This is a genomic window from Streptomyces sp. NPDC090106, assembly GCF_044747265.1.
Lineage (GTDB): Bacteria > Actinomycetota > Actinomycetes > Streptomycetales > Streptomycetaceae > Streptomyces.
Window position 1 is genome coordinate 56,746 of the sequence record NZ_JBIVDS010000013.1, and the last position, 15,394, is coordinate 72,139.

Genomic DNA, 15,394 nt, shown 5'->3' on the forward strand with positions numbered 1-15,394 from the left:
GACGGACGTACGCCTTGGGTGTGGGCGGCTCCGCCAGGGCTTGCTCAGTACCGGGCCGGGACGCCCGCTTCCGGGTCTCGGAAGCGGCTGACCAGCGGCTCTGCGGGTGAGTATGCCCGATCGCGTGCACCGCGTCACCAGTTAACGACCGCTCACTTCAAGAATATCCCGGGAGCCCGCCGGGCGGTGGGAAATGGTCCGAACCATTGACGTACTGGTCTAGTCCTCCTACGGTTGCGGATCAACGCCTTACCGCGTCCATGCCAAGCGCGCATGTCGATCGGAGCACCCCTCACCCCCCACGAGGAGACACCCCGATGCACTTCTCCCCCCTCACCCCGCGCTCCCTGCGAGCGCTCGTCTCGGCCGCCTGTTGCGCCGTCCTCGGCGCCGGGCTCCTGGCCGGCGCGAGCGCCGCGACCGCGGAACCCGCGGCGAAACCGCTCGCCGAACCGGCCGCCGCCGCACCCGCCGTACAAGCCGGCTCCAAGGTCGTCGGCTACTTCACGGAATGGGGCACCTACGACCGGAAGTACTACGTCAAGAACATCGAGACGTCCGGCTCCGCCGCCAAGCTCACCCACATCAACTACGCCTTCGGCAACGTCACCGGCGGCAAGTGCGCGATGGGCGACGCCTACGCGGCGACCGACCGGACCTACACCGCCGCCGAGTCGGTGGACGGCGTCGCCGACACCTGGGACCAGCCGCTGCGCGGCAACTTCAACCAACTGCGCGAGCTGAAGAAGAAGCACCCGGGCCTCAAGGTCCTGTGGTCCTTCGGCGGATGGACCTGGTCCGGCGGCTTCGGCGAGGCCGCGAAGAACCCGGCCGCGTTCGCCCAGTCCTGCTACGACCTGGTCGAGAACTCCAAGTGGGCCGACGTCTTCGACGGCATCGACATCGACTGGGAGTACCCCAACGCCTGCGGCAACACCTGCGACACCAGCGGCCGGGAGGCCTTCAAGAACCTGATGTCGGCGCTGCGCGCGAAGTTCGGCACCGGCAACCTGGTCACCGCGGCCATCACCGCCGACGCCACCTCCGGCGGCAAGATCGACGCGGCGAACTACGCGGGCGCCGCCCAGTACGTCGACTGGTACAACCCGATGACGTACGACTTCTTCGGCGCCTGGGCCACGACCGGCCCGACGGCCCCGCACTCGCCGCTGAACTCCTACGCGGGCATCCCCACGGCGAACTACTACACCTCGGCGACCATCGCCAAGCTCAAGGGCCTCGGCGTCCCCGCCGCCAAGCTGCTGCTCGGCATCGGGTTCTACGGCCGCGGCTGGACCGGCGTCACCCAGGCCGCGCCCGGCGGCACGGCGACCGGACCGGCGGCGGGCACGTACGAGCAGGGCATCGACGACTACAAGGTGCTCAAGACCAAGTGCCCGGCGACCGGCACCGTGGCGGGCACCGCGTACGCCAAGTGCGGGAGCGACTGGTGGAGTTACGACACCCCGTCGACCATCGCCACCAAGATGACCTACAAGAACCAGCAGGGCCTGGGCGGCACGTTCTTCTGGGAACTGAGCGGGGACACGACGAGCGGTGAACTGATCAAGGCGATCAACTGACCGCGGACGCGGGACACTCGGGGCGGGGGCTCGACGGGCCTCCGCCCCTCACCCGTGGACCGGAACCGGGACCGGGACCGGTCAGGCGTCGCGGCGGGCGGGCTGCGGGGCCCGGTAGGCGGGGTCGAGCTCCTCGATGGCCCGCAGGGTGCCGCCGAGGGTCTTCACCAGGAGTTCGCGCATGGTCTCGCGGGGCAGCTCGGGGTGGTCGATCCAGTCGAGGGTGGCGCCCTCGACGCTGCACACCCAGGCCAGCAGGCCCATCCGGGCCAGCTGGTCGATGTCGGTACGGCCGTACGCGCCCTCGGCGATGGTCGTGACGATCGCCGCGCGCACCGAGTCCCGGATCGCGTGCACCTCGGTGTCGAAGCCGACGCCGCCGCTGACGATGGTGCGGAACGCGGCCTGGTTGTGCTCGGCGTAGCGCAGATAGCTCTCCATCGTGCGCTGGACCCGGTCGAGCTGGGGAAGCCGGACGCCGCCGGCGGCGAAGGTGACCAGGTCGGCGACGGAGTCCTGGATGATCGCCAGGTAGTAGCCGCGCTTGGACTGGAAGTAGTAGTAGATCAGTCCCTTGGCGACATGCGCCTGGCGGGCGATGTCGTCCATGGAGAGCGCGTCGTACGACGTGTCGGCGAACAACCTCCGCCCGATGGCGATGAGTTCGGCACGGCGCGCCACCGAGCGCTCGGTGACACGCGCCTTGGGACGTGCGGCGTCGCGCTGTCGACTGATATGCAATTTCGACCCTGGTCTCAACGGGCGGCGGGACTCCCGCAGTATGTCAGGTCAAGGATGACTCAGGTCACAGCAGACCGAGTTGGGTCACGAGCATCGCGACGACCGCGACGAGGGTCCAGCCCATGACGTGCTCAAGGATCTTGGGGCCGTCTTCCCGGGGGCCGCCGGTGCGGACACGGGAGGCGGCCCGGGAGGCGGTGGCTGCGTTCGCGGTCATGGCTTCTCACTGACGTAGGACTGGCTGAACCCCCCCTGGGCATGTGTCCCACCTTGCCATCGATCAGGGCTTTTGCGGCCGAGAGCTTGGTCACAGCCCTCCGGACCCGCTCTCGGCCGCGGCCCTGGATCAGCGCACCCCGACCGCCTCGAGCGCCTTGCACTGCCGGGCGCTCGGCCGCGCCGGGAAGTACAGGTAGCAGACGCCGCCGGTACCGGAGACGACCTTGCCACTGGCGTTGTACCGCTTGGTCCTGAGCCAGATGTTCTCCCACTCGCGCCGCTTGTAGACGCGCCGCACGGCGTCGTCGCCGGGCGAGGCGGGGTCGTTGGCGATCACGTCGCCCTCGGCGGTGAAGCCGATCACGGTCATCAGGTGCCCCGAGGTGCCGTACCCCGCGCCGGTCAGCTCCTCCTCGAGGAAGGACTGGGACGTTATGGCGGGGACACCGGCCGCGATCAGCGTCTCCAGGTCGGCCAGCGAGCCGAGCCGGGTGACCACGCCCTGGAGGCCGTCGAAGGTGGCCGCGTAGGCCGCGTTGAAGGGCCAGTTGCCGCAGCCCGCGTACTGGTGGTCGTAGGTGTGGCGAGCCGCGTGGCACACCTGCGGGTCCGCGTAGGTCGGGTCGACCCAGGCGAGCTGCTCCGGGGTGAGCCGGCCGCCCCAGTACTCGATGATCATCTGCGAGGAGGTGGGGCTGCACCAGGCCTCGCCGCCGTTGTCGTACTCGGGGTACTGACCGGCGTGGATCTCCTGCGAGTAGCGCGGGACGATCAGTTCCTGGGCGAGACCGGGCGTGGAGGCCGGGACGGTGAAGCGGTCCGGGACGTCGGAGCCCATCGCGCCCAGCCGCCACACGGTCGGGGTCGTCCGGGTGCCCGGCCGGCGGTAGAGCGTCAGCCGCAGCCGGTACGACGTGAGGCGCAGCCCGGTGGCCGGGTCGTCGATCGCGAAGGTGTCCGTCCAGATGCTGCTCTTGTCGTCGGTCTGGTCGTCGACCGAGGTCCGCTTGATGTCCTGGTCGCCCGCGGCCCAGCGGCCCATGACGTACCAGGGGGTGTCCGTGCCGTCGGAGTACGTGCCCTTCAGCTCGACCTGGAGCCAGGTGCCGGCCGGGGTGTGGGCGTTCCAGGACGCGATGGCCTCGGTGGAGGGGACGGCGAGCCGGTGGACGGGCGAGGTCCAGGTGGCGTACTCCCAGGCGGCGGTCGTGCCGGTGTGCGGGTCGGTGTAGTCGACGGTGCCGGCGGCGCCCCCGATCACCACCCCGGGGCGGGCGCCCGCGACGGCCCTGACGCCCTTGGCGGTGCCGGCGCGCCAGTCGGCGTAGGTGGTCCAGAAGCGGTTGTCGACGAGGCGGGCCGGGGCTCCCTCGGGTTGCCCGGTGCCGGCGGCGCGGGCGGGGCCGGCACCGCCCGCCACCGCGGCGGCGACCGCGGCGGCCAGGACGGTTCGCCGGGACGGCTGTTCGGCTCTGCTCATGGGCGGAATGACCCCCAAGTTGTCCGAGAATGGGCAGGTCCACTGCAAGTCTGTGCGCCAACTATGACCACAATCGACAGGCTCCTGCCAGCACTTAAGGGCATGCCACGCGCACGAATATTGGCCTCGACCACTGGCACGGACGGGCGGGGCTAGACTCCGGCGGCGTACCGCCCGCTCCCCCGCACCCCAGGAACCGTCATCCAGCACCTCGCCGACCGGCTCCGCCGGCTCCCCCCGTCCTGCGGTCCGGTCCGGCTGGTCGGTGTCGACGGGCACGCCGGGTCCGGGAAGTCCACGTTCGCCGGGCTGCTGGCGGCCGAACTGGGCGGCGCGCCGGTGCTGCGGCTGGACGACATCGCGAGCCACGACGAACTGTTCGGCTGGACCGGGCGGCTGCTGACCCAGGTCGTCGAACCGTTCACGCGGGGCGCCACCGCGCACTACGGGCCCTACGACTGGCACGCGCGCCGCTTCGGTCCCGCCCGCGCCCTGCCCGCGGCCCCGGTCGTGCTCGTCGAGGGGGTCGGCGCGGGCCGCCGGGCGCTGCGCCCGCATCTCGCCCGGCTCCTGTGGATGGAGTTGCCACGTGAGGAGTCCTGGGCACGGGGGCGCGCCCGGGACGGGGCGGAGCAGCGGGACTTCTGGGCCGGATGGGTCCTGGCGGAGGCCGAGCACTTCGCCGACGACCCCTCCCGGCCGTACGCCGATCTGCTGATCCGGCAGCGCGGAACCGGCCCCGGGACACCGTTTCAGCCGGGATACGAGGTGCTTCCCGGGCCTGCTGGGACGGCTGAGCCGAGCCGGGACATCACTCACGGTGACGACCCATCGGCAATGTGCTGAACTCGTGAAGACCGCCGAAGCCGAACCTCTTGAGTCCCTCAACTCCGCTTGACCGAGGGGCCGTACAGGACTTACGTTCTCAATGCGCGGCCGTTCGAGGCCGCCCGCAGACGCGAAGCCCCCGGTTGTTCCCCCGTGATCGGGGGCTTCGTTCTGCCTTCACCCCGTTTTCCGGGCGCCCCGAGCCCCGATTCGCTCACCCTGGGTCACCGGACGCCATGCGTCCCGTCTGCTCCCACCTCGTCAAACGGCCTGTGCGGCACCCTTCGGCGGGCCCCGCCCCCGCAGGTACGATGCCTTCGGTGCGACCTCAGGAACGGCTGCTCTGCGCACCGTTGCAACTCCGGTCCGCGGCAAGGCGGTTCGATCAAGGTGGTCGACGGGCGCCGGCCCGCCGGCGAACCAAAACGGGGGCACGGTTTGTGGGGGACGTGATGGATTTCGGCACGCGGGGCCCCGAGGCCCCGGCCGACCTCGCCTGGCTGCGAGGTGTGGACGCCTACACGATGGGGGCGTATCCGCAGGCGGAGGAGGAGTTCCGCACCGCGGTCCGGATGGACCCGGGAATGGCCGACGCCTGGCTCGGCCTGCACGCGCTGCGCGTCGACACGACGACCGCGCTGCTGCGGATGTTCCGGCACCGCGAGCGCTTCGGAGAACAGCGCGCCCGCCACCGGCGGACCCTCAACTCCTGGTACTGGCTGGGCTGGTGGGTGCAACCGGTGCTGGAGAGCCCGCGCGACCTGCTGCTCGCGCACGCCTCGCACTGGCTGGACGGACGCCATGTCCCGGAGCTGGACCGGGCCCTCGCCGGCCTGCCGCCCGTGGACACCGACTCCCAGGTGCGCTTCCTGCACGCGTGCCGCTCCTATCTGGTCAAGGACTGGGATCAACTGGTCCGGCACACCGACCCGTTGATCGACGACGCGCTCCTCGGCATCGAGGCCGGACTGTTCGGCGGGATGGCCCGGGTGCGCCTGGAGATGTACGGGCAGGCCGAGCCCCTGCTGTCTGCGGCCCTGATGCGCTGTCGCAGCGAACAGCCCCAGCGCAAGGAGCTGCGCTACTGGCTCGCCCGCGCCCACGAGGGCACCGGCCGCTCCGCCGCCGCCCTCCCCCTGTACCGCGCGGTGCACCGCGTCGACGCCGCCTTCATGGACACCTCGGCCCGGCTCGCGGCGATCGCCGAGTCCGACGGGTACGACGACGCGACCGACCTCGCGGCCATGGCGCTCTCCGGCGGCGCGGACATCCTGGAGGGACCCGACGGGCTCGACCCGCTGTTCGGCATGGAGGGCCGGGACCTCAAGCTCTCCGACCCCGATCTCCCGACCGGCCCCCTGCCCTCGGTCACCGACCCGGTGGTCCGCGAACGGACGGCCACCGCGCCCCCGCTGCCCGCCGGACCCACCGACCCCGTGTTACTGGAGGAAGCGCTCGCGGAACTGGAGCGCATGGTCGGCCTGGAACCGGTGAAGCGCCAAGTCAAGGCGCTCTCCGCACAGTTGAACATGGCGCGGCTGCGTGCCGGGCAGGGTCTGCCCGTCCAGCCGCCCAAACGGCACTTCGTCTTCTCCGGCCCCTCGGGCACCGGCAAGACCACCGTGGCGAGAATCCTCGGCCGGGTCTTCTACGCCCTCGGCCTGCTCGGCGGCGACCATCTCGTCGAGGCCCAGCGCGCCGACCTCGTCGGCGAGTACCTCGGGCAGACCGCGGTGAAGGCCAACGAGCTCATCGACTCCGCGATCGGCGGGGTGCTCTTCGTCGACGAGGCGTACTCCCTGTCCAACTCCGGTTACGGCAAGGGCGACGCGTACGGCGACGAGGCGCTCCAGGTGCTGCTGAAGCGGGCGGAGGACAACCGGGACCATCTGGTCGTCATCCTCGCCGGTTACCCCGAGGGCATGGACCGGCTGCTGACCGCCAACCCCGGGCTGTCGTCCCGCTTCACCACGCGGGTGGACTTCCCCTCGTACCGGCCGCTCGAACTCACCTCCATCGGCGAGGTGCTGGCCGCGGAGAACGGGGACGTGTGGGACGAGGAGGCGCTGGACGAGCTGCGCTCGATCGCCGGTCATGTGGTGGAGCAGGGGTGGATCGACGAGCTGGGGAACGGGCGGTTCCTGCGGACGCTGTACGAGAAGAGCTGCGCTTATCGGGACTTGCGGTTGTCCACGTATCCCGGGATGTTGACGCGCGACGATCTGTCCACCTTGCGGTTGCCTGATCTGATGCAGGCGTATGGGGAGGTTCTGTCCGGGCGGGGGCCGCAGGATCCGTCTGCGGCGTGATGTGCGGGGCGGTGCGTCGGCGCTGCGATTCGGTGCGGTGCGCTGCGCTGAGCTGAGCTGCGCCGTAGAGCTCGGCCGGATCTGTTGAGTTGCGGGTGCGTCGTGGTCTGTCGCGCAGTTCCCCGCGCCCCCAAAAGCAGACCGGCCGCGGGTGCGTTGTGGCTTGTCGCGCAGTTCCCCGCGCCCCTGAACACATCGGATGCGTTGTCGTCTGTCGCGCGGCTGCCCGCGCCCCTCAAAGAACCGTTCCCCGCGCCGTTCCAAGAACCGTTCCCCGCGTCCCGCCCCTCAAGGAACCGTTCCCCGTGTCCCTCAAAGAACCGTTCCCCGCGCCGTTCGAAGGGTAGAACGGGCGCGGGGAACCGGTGTGGAGGGTCAGCCGACCGTCGCTTCTGTCGGTTCCGGGGTTCTCGGGTGCGGTGGGGTTTCTCGGTGGGCCGGGTCCGTGACCTCTCCCACCAGGAGCTCCAGGACGTCCTCCAGGGCGACGAGGCCGAGGACCTTGCCGGAGGCGTCCGCCACCTGGGCCAGGTGGGTGGCCGCCCGGCGCATGACCGTGAGGGCGTCGTCCAGGGGGAGTTCGGAGGTGAGGGTGGTCATGGGCCGCCAGATCTGCTGGGGGACGGCCCGCTCGGAGTCCTCCAGGTCGAGGACGTCCTTGACGTGCAGGTAGCCCATGAAGGCGCCGCCCGTCCCCGCGACCGGGAACCGGGAGTAGCCCGTGCGGGCGGTCAGGTCGACGATCTGGCCCGGGGTGACCGACGGGGGCACCGTGACCAGGGAGTCGTTGTCGAGGAGGACGTCCGTGACCGGGCGGGAGCCCAGCTCCAGCGCGTCCTCCAGGCGTTCCTGCTCCTCGGGGTCGAGGAGACCGGCCTGTCCCGAGTCCTCCACCAGCCGGTTGAGCTGCTCGCTGGTGAAGACGGCCTCGACCTCGTCCTTGGGCTCGACGCGGAAGAGCCGCAGGATGCCCTGGGCGACCGCGCCGAGGGCGACCGTGATCGGCCGGCAGACACGGGCGAAGGCGACCAGGCCCGGGGCCAGCCACAGCGCGGCCTTCTCCGGGGCGGCCATGGCGAGGTTCTTCGGGACCATCTCGCCGATCACGAGGTGGAAGAAGACCACCGCCGCGAGCGCGATGATGTAACCGAGCGGATGGATCATGCCGTGCGGCAGGTGCATCCACTCGAAGACCGGTTCCAGCAGGTGCGCGACGGTGGGTTCGGCGACCGCGCCCAGGGTCAGCGAGCAGACGGTGATGCCGAACTGCGCGGCGGCCATCATCTGCGGAAGCCGCTCCAGGCCGTGCAGGACCTGGCGGGCGCGGGCCGTGCCGAGGGGCTCGATCTGGCTGCGGCGTACGGAGACGAGCGCGAACTCGGCGCCGACGAAGAAGCCGTTGGCGAGCACGAGCAGCCCGGCGAACAGGAGTTGGAGCACGCTCATCGGGCCACCCCCGGCAGCGGGGTTCGGTGCGCGGTCATCGGGCGACCTCCACGACAGGACCGGTGCGGACCAGCCGTACCCGTTCGGCACGGTAGTGGCCGACCCGGCGCACGGTGAGCCGCCAGCCCGGGAGGTCGGCGCGGTCCCCGGCGGCGGGGATGCGGCCGAGCAGGTCGGCGACGAGTCCGGCGACCGTCTCGTAGGGGCCCTCGGGCACGTCGAGGCCTATGCGCTGGAGGACGTCGACGCGGCAGCTGCCCTCGGCGTCCCAGGCGGGCCTGCCGTCCTCCGGTGGCGCGGCGGCCAGTTCGGGCAGGTCCTGGCCGTCGTGCTCGTCACGGACCTCGCCGACGATCTCCTCGACGATGTCCTCCAGGGTGACCACACCGGCCGTGCCCCCGTACTCGTCGACGACGACGGCGATGGGCTGTTCGCTGCGCAGCCGGCCGAGCAGCGGCTGCACCGGCAGGGTCTCGGGGACGAGCAGGGCCGGGCGGGAGATCCGGCCGACCGGGGTGCGCAGCCGGTCCTGGGCGGGAACGCCGAGGGCGTCCTTGAGATGGACCATGCCGACGATTTCGTCGATCTTCTCCCGGTAGACGGGGAAGCGGGAGAGCCCGGTGGCGCGGGTCAGGTTCACCACGTCCTCGACGGTCGCCGAGGACTGGAGCGCGCTGACCTTCACCCGCGGGGTCATCACGTGCTGCGCGGTCAGTTCGGCCAGCGAGAGGGTGCGGACGAACAGGTCGGCCGTGTCCTGTTCGAGGGCGCCGGCCTGCGCCGAGTGCCGGGCCAGGGACACCAGTTCGCCCGGGGTGCGGGCGGAGGCCAGTTCCTCGGTGGGCTCGACGCCGAGCGCCCGGACGAGCCGGTTGGCGACCGCGTTGAGCGCGGCGATGACCGGCCGGAACAGCCGCGCGAAGGTGTGCTGCGGGCCGGCGACGAACCGTGCGACCTGGAGGGGCTTGGAGACCGCCCAGTTCTTGGGCACGAGTTCGCCGATCACCATCTGCACGGCGGAGGCCAGCAGCATGCCGACGACGACCGCGACCCCGGAGACGGCACCCTCGGGGATGCCGATCGCCGTGATGGGGCCGTGCAGCAGCTCCGCGAGCGCCGGTTCGGCGAGCATGCCGACGACGAGCGAGGTGATGGTGATGCCCAGCTGGGTGCCGGAGAGCTGGAAGGAGAGCTCCTTGAGGGACTCGACGACCGTACGGGCCCGTCGGTCGCCCTCGGCGGCGGCCTTCTCCGCCTCCGGCCGTTCGACCGTGACGAGGCCGAACTCGGCCGCCACGAAGAAGCCGTTGGCGAGGATCAGGAGGAAGGCGGCTGCGAGGAGCAGCAGGGGGATGGTCATGATGCCGCCGCCTCGTATGCAGGTCGGGAGGGGGCGGCGCAGGTACTACAGGACGATCCGTCCATCGCTGGAGGGAATCACTCCTCGGGTAGCAGTGGGGCCTCTGAGGACCGGGGGGAACATCAGCGGCGGAGGCGTCGTGAAAACGCCTCCGCCAACAGATTAATCAAGACAGGGGGCTCTACGGCAGATCCCCTGTGGTGTGGGCTTCCACGAGCCCGCGCAGGGCGCGCGCGTCGGCGATGGCCCGTTCCCTGGCGATACCCGGCTGGATACCGAGGGCGGGCAGGCTCGTGCCGTCGCTGAGGTTGAGGAAGACCCACGGGTCGCCGGGGCGCAGGTTCACGCCGAGGATCTCGGCCCAGTCCAGGCGGCGCCGGGTCGCGATGTTCACGACGGTGACGCCGGTGTCGTCGGCGACGACCTTCACCCGGGCCAGCAGGGCGAGCACTCCGGCGAGCAGGGCGGCCGTGAACACGAAGCTCAGGCGCTCCCCCGGGCCGAGCTTCTCCAGCAGGAGCGCGACCGCCGTGATGACGACGAAGATCGCGGCGGCGGCGGTGAGCAGCACGGCACGGGTGCGGCCGGGGCGGAAGGTGACGGGAAGGGCGGGCAGGTCGGTCATGGCAGGTACCGCCCTCAGAGACGGCAGGCGTGGATGGCCGTCGTCAGGATGGCCCGCGCGCCGATGTCGTACAGGTCGTCCATGATCCGCTGGGCCTCCTTGGCGGGGACCATCGCGCGGACGGCGACCCAGCCCTCGTTGTGCAGCGGGGAGACGGTCGGGGACTCCAGGCCGGGCGTGAGGGCGACGGCCTTCTCCAGCTGCTCGACCCGGCAGTCGTAGTCCATCATCACGTAGGTCCGGGCGACCAGGACGCCCTGGAGGCGGCGCAGGAACTGCTGCACCTTGGGCTCGGCCTCGTCGGGCTCCGCGCCGGTGCGGCGGATCACGATCGCCTCGGACTTCATGATCGGCTCGCCGAAGACCTCCAGGCCCGCGTTGCGCAGCGAGGTGCCGGTCTCGACGACGTCCGCGATGACCTCGGCGACACCGAGTTCGATGGCGGTCTCGACGGCGCCGTCCAGGTGGACGACGGAGGCGTCGACGCCCTGGTCGGCGAGGTGCCTGGCGACGATGCCCTCGTAGGAGGTGGCGACCGTCTTGCCCTTGAGGTCGGTGATGCCGGTCGCCGTGCCCGGCTTGGCGGCGAAGCGGAAGGTGGAGCGGGCGAAGCCGAGCGGGAGGATCTCCTCGGCCTTGGCGCCGGAGTCGATCAGCAGGTCGCGGCCGGTGATGCCGATGTCGAGGCGGCCGGAGGAGACGTAGATCGCGATGTCGCGGGGGCGGAGGTAGAAGAACTCGACCTCGTTGACCGGGTCGACGATCCGCAGTTCCTTGGACTCGCGGCGCTGCTGGTAGCCGGCCTCATGCAGCATCTCCGCCGCAGGTCCTGAGAGGGAACCCTTGTTGGGGACGGCGATGCGCAGCATGAGGTCGGCTTCCTTCTGATCGTGTCGGGGTGGTGGTGCGGCGGGTGGTTCAGAGGTGGGCGTAGACGTCGTCGAGCGAGATGCCGCGAGCGACCATCATCACCTGGACGTGGTAGAGCAGCTGCGAGATCTCCTCGGCGGCTGCCTCCTTGCCCTCGTACTCGGCGGCCATCCAGACCTCGGCGGCCTCTTCGACGACCTTCTTGCCGATGGCATGCACCCCCTTGCCGACCAGCTCCGCGGTGCGGGAGGTGGCGGGGTCGCCGTTGGCTGCCTTGTGCTGGAGCTCGGTGAAGAGCTCCTCGAACGTCTTATTGGACATGGTGACGCTCAGCCTATGCCACGCGCGGGATTCGTCAGTGCCATGGTTCAGATACTGAGCGGAGGGTGGCCGCGGTGGCGACGGCGGCGGTGACCGCCTCGTGTCCCTTGTCCTCGTGGGAGCCCTCGATGCCCGCGCGGTCGAGGGCCTGCTCCTCGGTGTCGCAGGTGAGGAGGCCGAAGCCGATGGGGACGCCGGTCTCGACGGAGACCTGGGCCAGGCCCTGGGTGACGCCCTGGCACACGTACTCGAAGTGCGGGGTGCCGCCGCGGATGACGACCCCGAGGGCGACGATCGCGTCGTAGCCGCGGCCCGCGAGGACCTTGGCGACGACCGGGAGCTCCCAGCTGCCGGGGACCCGCAGCAGGGTCGGCTCGTCGATGCCGAGGTCGTGCAGGGCGCGCAGGGCGCCGTCCACCAGTCCGTCCATCACCTTCTCGTGCCACTGGGCCGCGATGACGGCGACCCGCAGGTCGCCGACGTTGCGTACGGACAGTTCCGGTGCGCCCTTGCCGCTCACGTTCTCTGTGCTCCTCGAAGTAAGGTGCTGCTACTGGTTGTTGCAGGTGGACACGGGGGCCGCGTCCAGCCAGGGCAGGTCGTGGCCCATCCGGTCGCGCTTGGTGCGCAGGTACCGGAGGTTGTGCTCGCCCGCCTGTACGGGCATCGGCTCCCGGCTGGTGACCTTGAGTCCGTGGCGCAGGAGAGCGTCGGACTTGTCGGGGTTGTTGGTCATCAGCCGGACGCCGCGGACGCCGAGGTCCTCCAGGATCTGGGCGCCGGCGCCGTAGTCGCGGGCGTCGGCGGGCAGGCCGAGTTCGAGGTTGGCGTCGAGGGTGTCCCGGCCGCGCTCCTGGAGTTCGTACGCGCGCAGCTTGGACAGCAGTCCGATGCCGCGTCCCTCGTGGCCGCGCAGATAGACGACGATGCCGCGGCCCTCGGCCTGGATGCGGTCCAGGGAGGCGTCGAGCTGGGGGCCGCAGTCGCAGCGGGCGGAGGCGAAGATGTCGCCGGTGAGGCACTCGGAGTGGACGCGGACCAGGACGTCCTCGCCGTCGCCGATCTCGCCGTGGACGAGCGCGACGTGCTCGACGCCGTCGACGGTGGAGCGGTAGCCGTAGGCCGTGAACTCGCCGTGGGCGGTGGGCAGCCGGACCTCGGCCTCGCGGCGGACGGTGGGTTCGGCGGCCCGGCGGTAGGCGATCAGGTCCTCGATGGAGATGATCGTCAGGCCGTGCTTGCGGGCGAACGGGATCAGCTCGGGCAGGCGCAGCATCCGGCCGTCCTCGCCGGCGATCTCGACGATCGCGCCGGCCGGGCGCAGGCCCGCGAGCCGGGCGAGGTCGACGGCGGCCTCGGTGTGGCCGTTGCGGGTGAGGACGCCGCCGGGCTGGGCGCGCAGCGGGAAGATGTGGCCGGGCCGGACGAAGTCGTCGGCGCCCGCGGTGCCGCCCGCGAGGAGGCGCAGGGTGGCGGCGCGGTCGGCGGCGGAGATGCCGGTGGTCACGCCGTGCGCGGCGGAGGCGTCGACGCTGACCGTGAACGCGGTCTTCATCTGCTCGGTGTTGTCGTCGACCATCTGCGGCAGCCGCAGCCGGTCCAGCTCCTCGCCCTCCATGGGGGCGCAGATCAAACCGCGGCACTCGCTCATCATGAAGGCGACGATCTCGGGCGTGATCTTCTCGGCGGCGACGACGAGGTCGCCCTCGTTCTCCCGGTCCTCGTCGTCGACGACGACGATGGGGCGGCCCGCCGCGATGTCGGCGACGGCCCGCTCGACGGGGTCGAGGGAGAGGTCCTCGAAGCCGTCGGTGCTGTAGAGGAGGGGTGCCGTGGTCATGCGGGTGCTCCTTCCAGAGCGGGCCGCGCGGCCTCGCGGGAGCGCAGCCACCAGTCGCGCATGCCCCACAGGACGAGCGCGCCGTAGATGACGTAGACGAAGCCGGAGAAGGCGTAGCCGTTGGCGAAGTTGAGGGGGACGCCGACCAGGTCGACCAGGAGCCAGGCGATCCAGAACTCGACCATGCCGCGGGCCTGGGCGTACATCGCGACGACGGTGCCGACGAAAATGTAGGCGTCGGGCCAGGGGTCCCAGGACAGGTTCGGGTACGCCTCGAAGAACAGCGCGACGGCGACGGTGCCGACGGCCGCGGCGGCGACGAGGACGCCGCGCTCGCGCCAGGTGGCGAAGCGGGGGGCGATGTGACCGTCGGCCGCCCCGCTCCTGCTGCGGTTCCACTGCCACCAGCCGTACAGGGCGACGGCCATGACGACGACCTGCTTGCCGGCGCTGCCGGTGAGGTGGCCGTAGAAGGCGCCGAAGAGGATGAGGCCGGAGGCGAACTGCACCGGCCAGCTCCACAGGTTGCGGCGCCAGCCGAGGGCGAGGCCGATCAGCCCGAGGACGTTGCCGACCATGTCCGACCAGAGGATGTGCTGGCCGAAGACGGTGAACGCCTCGGAGTTCAGGGTGGAGTTGAGGGAGTTCACCTGCCCGCTCCCTGTCCCGCCGCGAGCAGCCGCTCGACGTACTTGGCGACGATGTCCACTTCGAGGTTGACCGGGTCGCCGGGCTGCTTGAGGCCGAGCGTGGTCAGGTCGAGGGTGGTGGGGATGAGGCTGACGGTGAAGTGGTCCGCGCCGGCCTCCACGACCGTGAGGCTGATGCCGTCGACGGTGATGGAGCCCTTCTCGACGACATAGCGCGCGAGGTCGGCGGGGAGGGAGACCTTGACGATCTCCCAGTGCTCGGAGGGCCTGCGCTCCAGCACCTGTCCGGTGCCGTCGACGTGCCCCTGCACGATGTGGCCGCCGAGTCGGGCGCCCACGGCGGTGGGGCGCTCCAGATTGACGCGGGAGCCGACGGTGAGGGCGCCGAGGCTGGAGCGCTTGAGGCTCTCGGCCATGACGTCGGCGGTGAACTCGTCGCCCTCGTGCTCGACGACGGTGAGGCACACGCCGTTGACCGCGATGGAGTCACCGTGCTTCGCGCCCTCGGTGACGACGGGGCCGCGCAGTCGGAAGCGACAGGCGTCGTCGAGGGTCTCGACAGCGGTGATCTCGCCCAGCTCTTCGACGATTCCGGTGAACACTTCCCGGGTCCTCCTGCCACGATCGGGCACGGACTCCGGGGCTGTCGATGACGACAGAATGTACGAGCAGGGACACCGGGAGCGATCGCCGGACAGACCCGTCCGCAAGGAACGAGCGTCTCTCGGCGGCGCGCACGAATGCCCGCTCGCCGCGCACTGCCTCCCATCCGGACTTTAACCGTCGGTCCAGGAATTTCACCTGGTCAACCGGCCGCTGGAAGCGGTCGGGTCGCGGACTGTAACCGCCGGTTCGGACTTTCACCGACCCCGGAGTGCGCTGCTATAGGTACACAGCCAGTGTGCCACGGCTGATCGACGTCCATACGGGTGAAGGATGTGGAGTGGCTCACAGACGGCACGTCTGGACTTCGCACGCGCGCCGTGGCAGGAAGTCCCCGCCGCAACCGCCCCGCCGCTCCCGGGGCTTGACCTGCGTCCATCCCTATTGACGCTTTGGTCTAGTCCTTTCTAGGCTCCAGTTCGTGACACCCCCTCGACCGGTCCGGCGGCGGTGACGACG

General features: G+C 70.8%; 15 protein-coding genes and 1 riboswitch. Of the genes, 3 read left to right on the forward strand and 12 right to left on the reverse strand.

From position 1 onward, the window contains the following. Positions 1 to 317: 317 nt before the first annotated feature. Positions 318 to 1,583, forward strand: a complete 1,266-nt coding sequence (locus tag ACIPSE_RS34755) for a glycoside hydrolase family 18 protein (RefSeq protein WP_401670711.1) — start codon at positions 318 to 320, stop codon at positions 1,581 to 1,583. A gap of 81 nt (positions 1,584 to 1,664) precedes the next feature. On the opposite strand, the gene ACIPSE_RS34760 is transcribed toward ACIPSE_RS34755, so the two are convergent. The 3 genes from ACIPSE_RS34760 to ACIPSE_RS34770 all read right to left on the reverse strand — a co-directional run bounded on the left by ACIPSE_RS34760 (position 1,665) and on the right by ACIPSE_RS34770 (position 4,023). Next, positions 1,665 to 2,324, reverse strand: coding sequence for a TetR/AcrR family transcriptional regulator (locus ACIPSE_RS34760; protein WP_401670714.1), 660 nt, complete (start codon positions 2,322 to 2,324; stop codon positions 1,665 to 1,667). Positions 2,325 to 2,388: 64 nt separating this feature from the next. After that, positions 2,389 to 2,541, reverse strand: a complete 153-nt coding sequence (locus ACIPSE_RS34765) for an SCO1431 family membrane protein (protein ID WP_401670717.1) — start codon at positions 2,539 to 2,541, stop codon at positions 2,389 to 2,391. Positions 2,542 to 2,670: 129 nt separating this feature from the next. Next, positions 2,671 to 4,023 (reverse strand): peptidase C39 family protein, encoded by a 1,353-nt coding sequence (locus ACIPSE_RS34770; RefSeq protein WP_401670719.1) that lies wholly within the window; start codon positions 4,021 to 4,023, stop codon positions 2,671 to 2,673. Positions 4,024 to 4,224: 201 nt separating this feature from the next. On the opposite strand from ACIPSE_RS34770, the gene ACIPSE_RS34775 reads away from it, so the two are divergent. Both ACIPSE_RS34775 and ACIPSE_RS34780 read left to right on the forward strand, forming a co-directional pair. Further along, the gene (locus tag ACIPSE_RS34775) at positions 4,225 to 4,869 is read left to right on the forward strand and encodes a uridine kinase (protein WP_401671298.1); all 645 of its coding nucleotides are present in this window, start codon (positions 4,225 to 4,227) and stop codon (positions 4,867 to 4,869) included. A 434-nt stretch (positions 4,870 to 5,303) separates the two neighbouring features. Next, a complete protein-coding gene (locus ACIPSE_RS34780; protein ID WP_401670721.1) occupies positions 5,304 to 7,160 on the forward strand; it encodes an AAA family ATPase in 1,857 nt (618 codons plus the stop codon). A 375-nt stretch (positions 7,161 to 7,535) separates the two neighbouring features. On the opposite strand, the gene ACIPSE_RS34785 is transcribed toward ACIPSE_RS34780, so the two are convergent. The 9 genes from ACIPSE_RS34785 to ACIPSE_RS34825 form a co-directional block, all read right to left on the reverse strand. Continuing rightward, complete coding sequence (locus ACIPSE_RS34785) at positions 7,536 to 8,606, reverse strand: hemolysin family protein (RefSeq protein ID WP_401670723.1); 1,071 nt, start codon at positions 8,604 to 8,606, stop codon at positions 7,536 to 7,538. 34 nt (positions 8,607 to 8,640) lie between these two features. Further along, positions 8,641 to 9,966, reverse strand: a complete 1,326-nt coding sequence (locus tag ACIPSE_RS34790) for a hemolysin family protein (protein ID WP_401670726.1) — start codon at positions 9,964 to 9,966, stop codon at positions 8,641 to 8,643. Between the two features lie 181 nt (positions 9,967 to 10,147). Beyond that, positions 10,148 to 10,591, reverse strand: a complete 444-nt coding sequence (locus ACIPSE_RS34795) for a PH domain-containing protein (RefSeq protein ID WP_401670728.1) — start codon at positions 10,589 to 10,591, stop codon at positions 10,148 to 10,150. A gap of 14 nt (positions 10,592 to 10,605) precedes the next feature. After that, the gene (gene hisG, locus ACIPSE_RS34800; RefSeq protein ID WP_401670731.1) at positions 10,606 to 11,460 is read right to left on the reverse strand and encodes an ATP phosphoribosyltransferase; all 855 of its coding nucleotides are present in this window, start codon (positions 11,458 to 11,460) and stop codon (positions 10,606 to 10,608) included. A 49-nt stretch (positions 11,461 to 11,509) separates the two neighbouring features. Next, positions 11,510 to 11,782: a phosphoribosyl-ATP diphosphatase gene (locus ACIPSE_RS34805; RefSeq protein ID WP_020117406.1), complete on the reverse strand. Its 273-nt coding sequence runs from the start codon at positions 11,780 to 11,782 to the stop codon at positions 11,510 to 11,512. A 34-nt stretch (positions 11,783 to 11,816) separates the two neighbouring features. Continuing rightward, entirely contained in the window at positions 11,817 to 12,302 is a 486-nt protein-coding gene (ribH, locus tag ACIPSE_RS34810) for a 6,7-dimethyl-8-ribityllumazine synthase (protein ID WP_401670735.1), read from the reverse strand. Between the two features lie 30 nt (positions 12,303 to 12,332). Further along, positions 12,333 to 13,622, reverse strand: coding sequence for a bifunctional 3,4-dihydroxy-2-butanone-4-phosphate synthase/GTP cyclohydrolase II (locus ACIPSE_RS34815; RefSeq protein ID WP_401670737.1), 1,290 nt, complete (start codon positions 13,620 to 13,622; stop codon positions 12,333 to 12,335). Further along, on the reverse strand, positions 13,619 to 14,200 hold the full coding sequence (pnuC, locus tag ACIPSE_RS34820) for a nicotinamide riboside transporter PnuC (protein WP_401671300.1): 582 nt from the start codon (positions 14,198 to 14,200) through the stop codon (positions 13,619 to 13,621). Before pnuC ends, ACIPSE_RS34815 begins: the two co-directional genes overlap by 4 nt. Before the next feature lie 68 nt (positions 14,201 to 14,268). Continuing rightward, on the reverse strand, positions 14,269 to 14,874 hold the full coding sequence (locus ACIPSE_RS34825) for a riboflavin synthase (RefSeq protein ID WP_401670739.1): 606 nt from the start codon (positions 14,872 to 14,874) through the stop codon (positions 14,269 to 14,271). A 149-nt stretch (positions 14,875 to 15,023) separates the two neighbouring features. After that, positions 15,024 to 15,154, reverse strand: a riboswitch (FMN riboswitch). Positions 15,155 to 15,394 lie beyond the last annotated feature (240 nt).

What these genes read in the sequence shown, in the direction of transcription:
- ACIPSE_RS34755 (WP_401670711.1), top strand. Translation starts at nt 318, where the DNA reads ATGCACTTCTCCCCCCTCACCCCGCGCTCCCTGCGAGCGCTCGTCTCG.
- ACIPSE_RS34765 (WP_401670717.1), bottom strand. Translation starts at nt 2,541, where the DNA reads ATGACCGCGAACGCAGCCACCGCCTCCCGGGCCGCCTCCCGTGTCCGC.
- ACIPSE_RS34770 (WP_401670719.1), bottom strand. Translation starts at nt 4,023, where the DNA reads ATGAGCAGAGCCGAACAGCCGTCCCGGCGAACCGTCCTGGCCGCCGCG.
- ACIPSE_RS34780 (WP_401670721.1), top strand. Translation starts at nt 5,304, where the DNA reads ATGGATTTCGGCACGCGGGGCCCCGAGGCCCCGGCCGACCTCGCCTGG.
- ACIPSE_RS34785 (WP_401670723.1), bottom strand. Translation starts at nt 8,606, where the DNA reads ATGAGCGTGCTCCAACTCCTGTTCGCCGGGCTGCTCGTGCTCGCCAAC.
- ACIPSE_RS34790 (WP_401670726.1), bottom strand. Translation starts at nt 9,966, where the DNA reads ATGACCATCCCCCTGCTGCTCCTCGCAGCCGCCTTCCTCCTGATCCTC.
- ACIPSE_RS34795 (WP_401670728.1), bottom strand. Translation starts at nt 10,591, where the DNA reads ATGACCGACCTGCCCGCCCTTCCCGTCACCTTCCGCCCCGGCCGCACC.
- hisG (WP_401670731.1), bottom strand. Translation starts at nt 11,460, where the DNA reads ATGCTGCGCATCGCCGTCCCCAACAAGGGTTCCCTCTCAGGACCTGCG.
- ACIPSE_RS34805 (WP_020117406.1), bottom strand. Translation starts at nt 11,782, where the DNA reads ATGTCCAATAAGACGTTCGAGGAGCTCTTCACCGAGCTCCAGCACAAG.
- ACIPSE_RS34815 (WP_401670737.1), bottom strand. Translation starts at nt 13,622, where the DNA reads ATGACCACGGCACCCCTCCTCTACAGCACCGACGGCTTCGAGGACCTC.
- pnuC (WP_401671300.1), bottom strand. Translation starts at nt 14,200, where the DNA reads ATGGTCGGCAACGTCCTCGGGCTGATCGGCCTCGCCCTCGGCTGGCGC.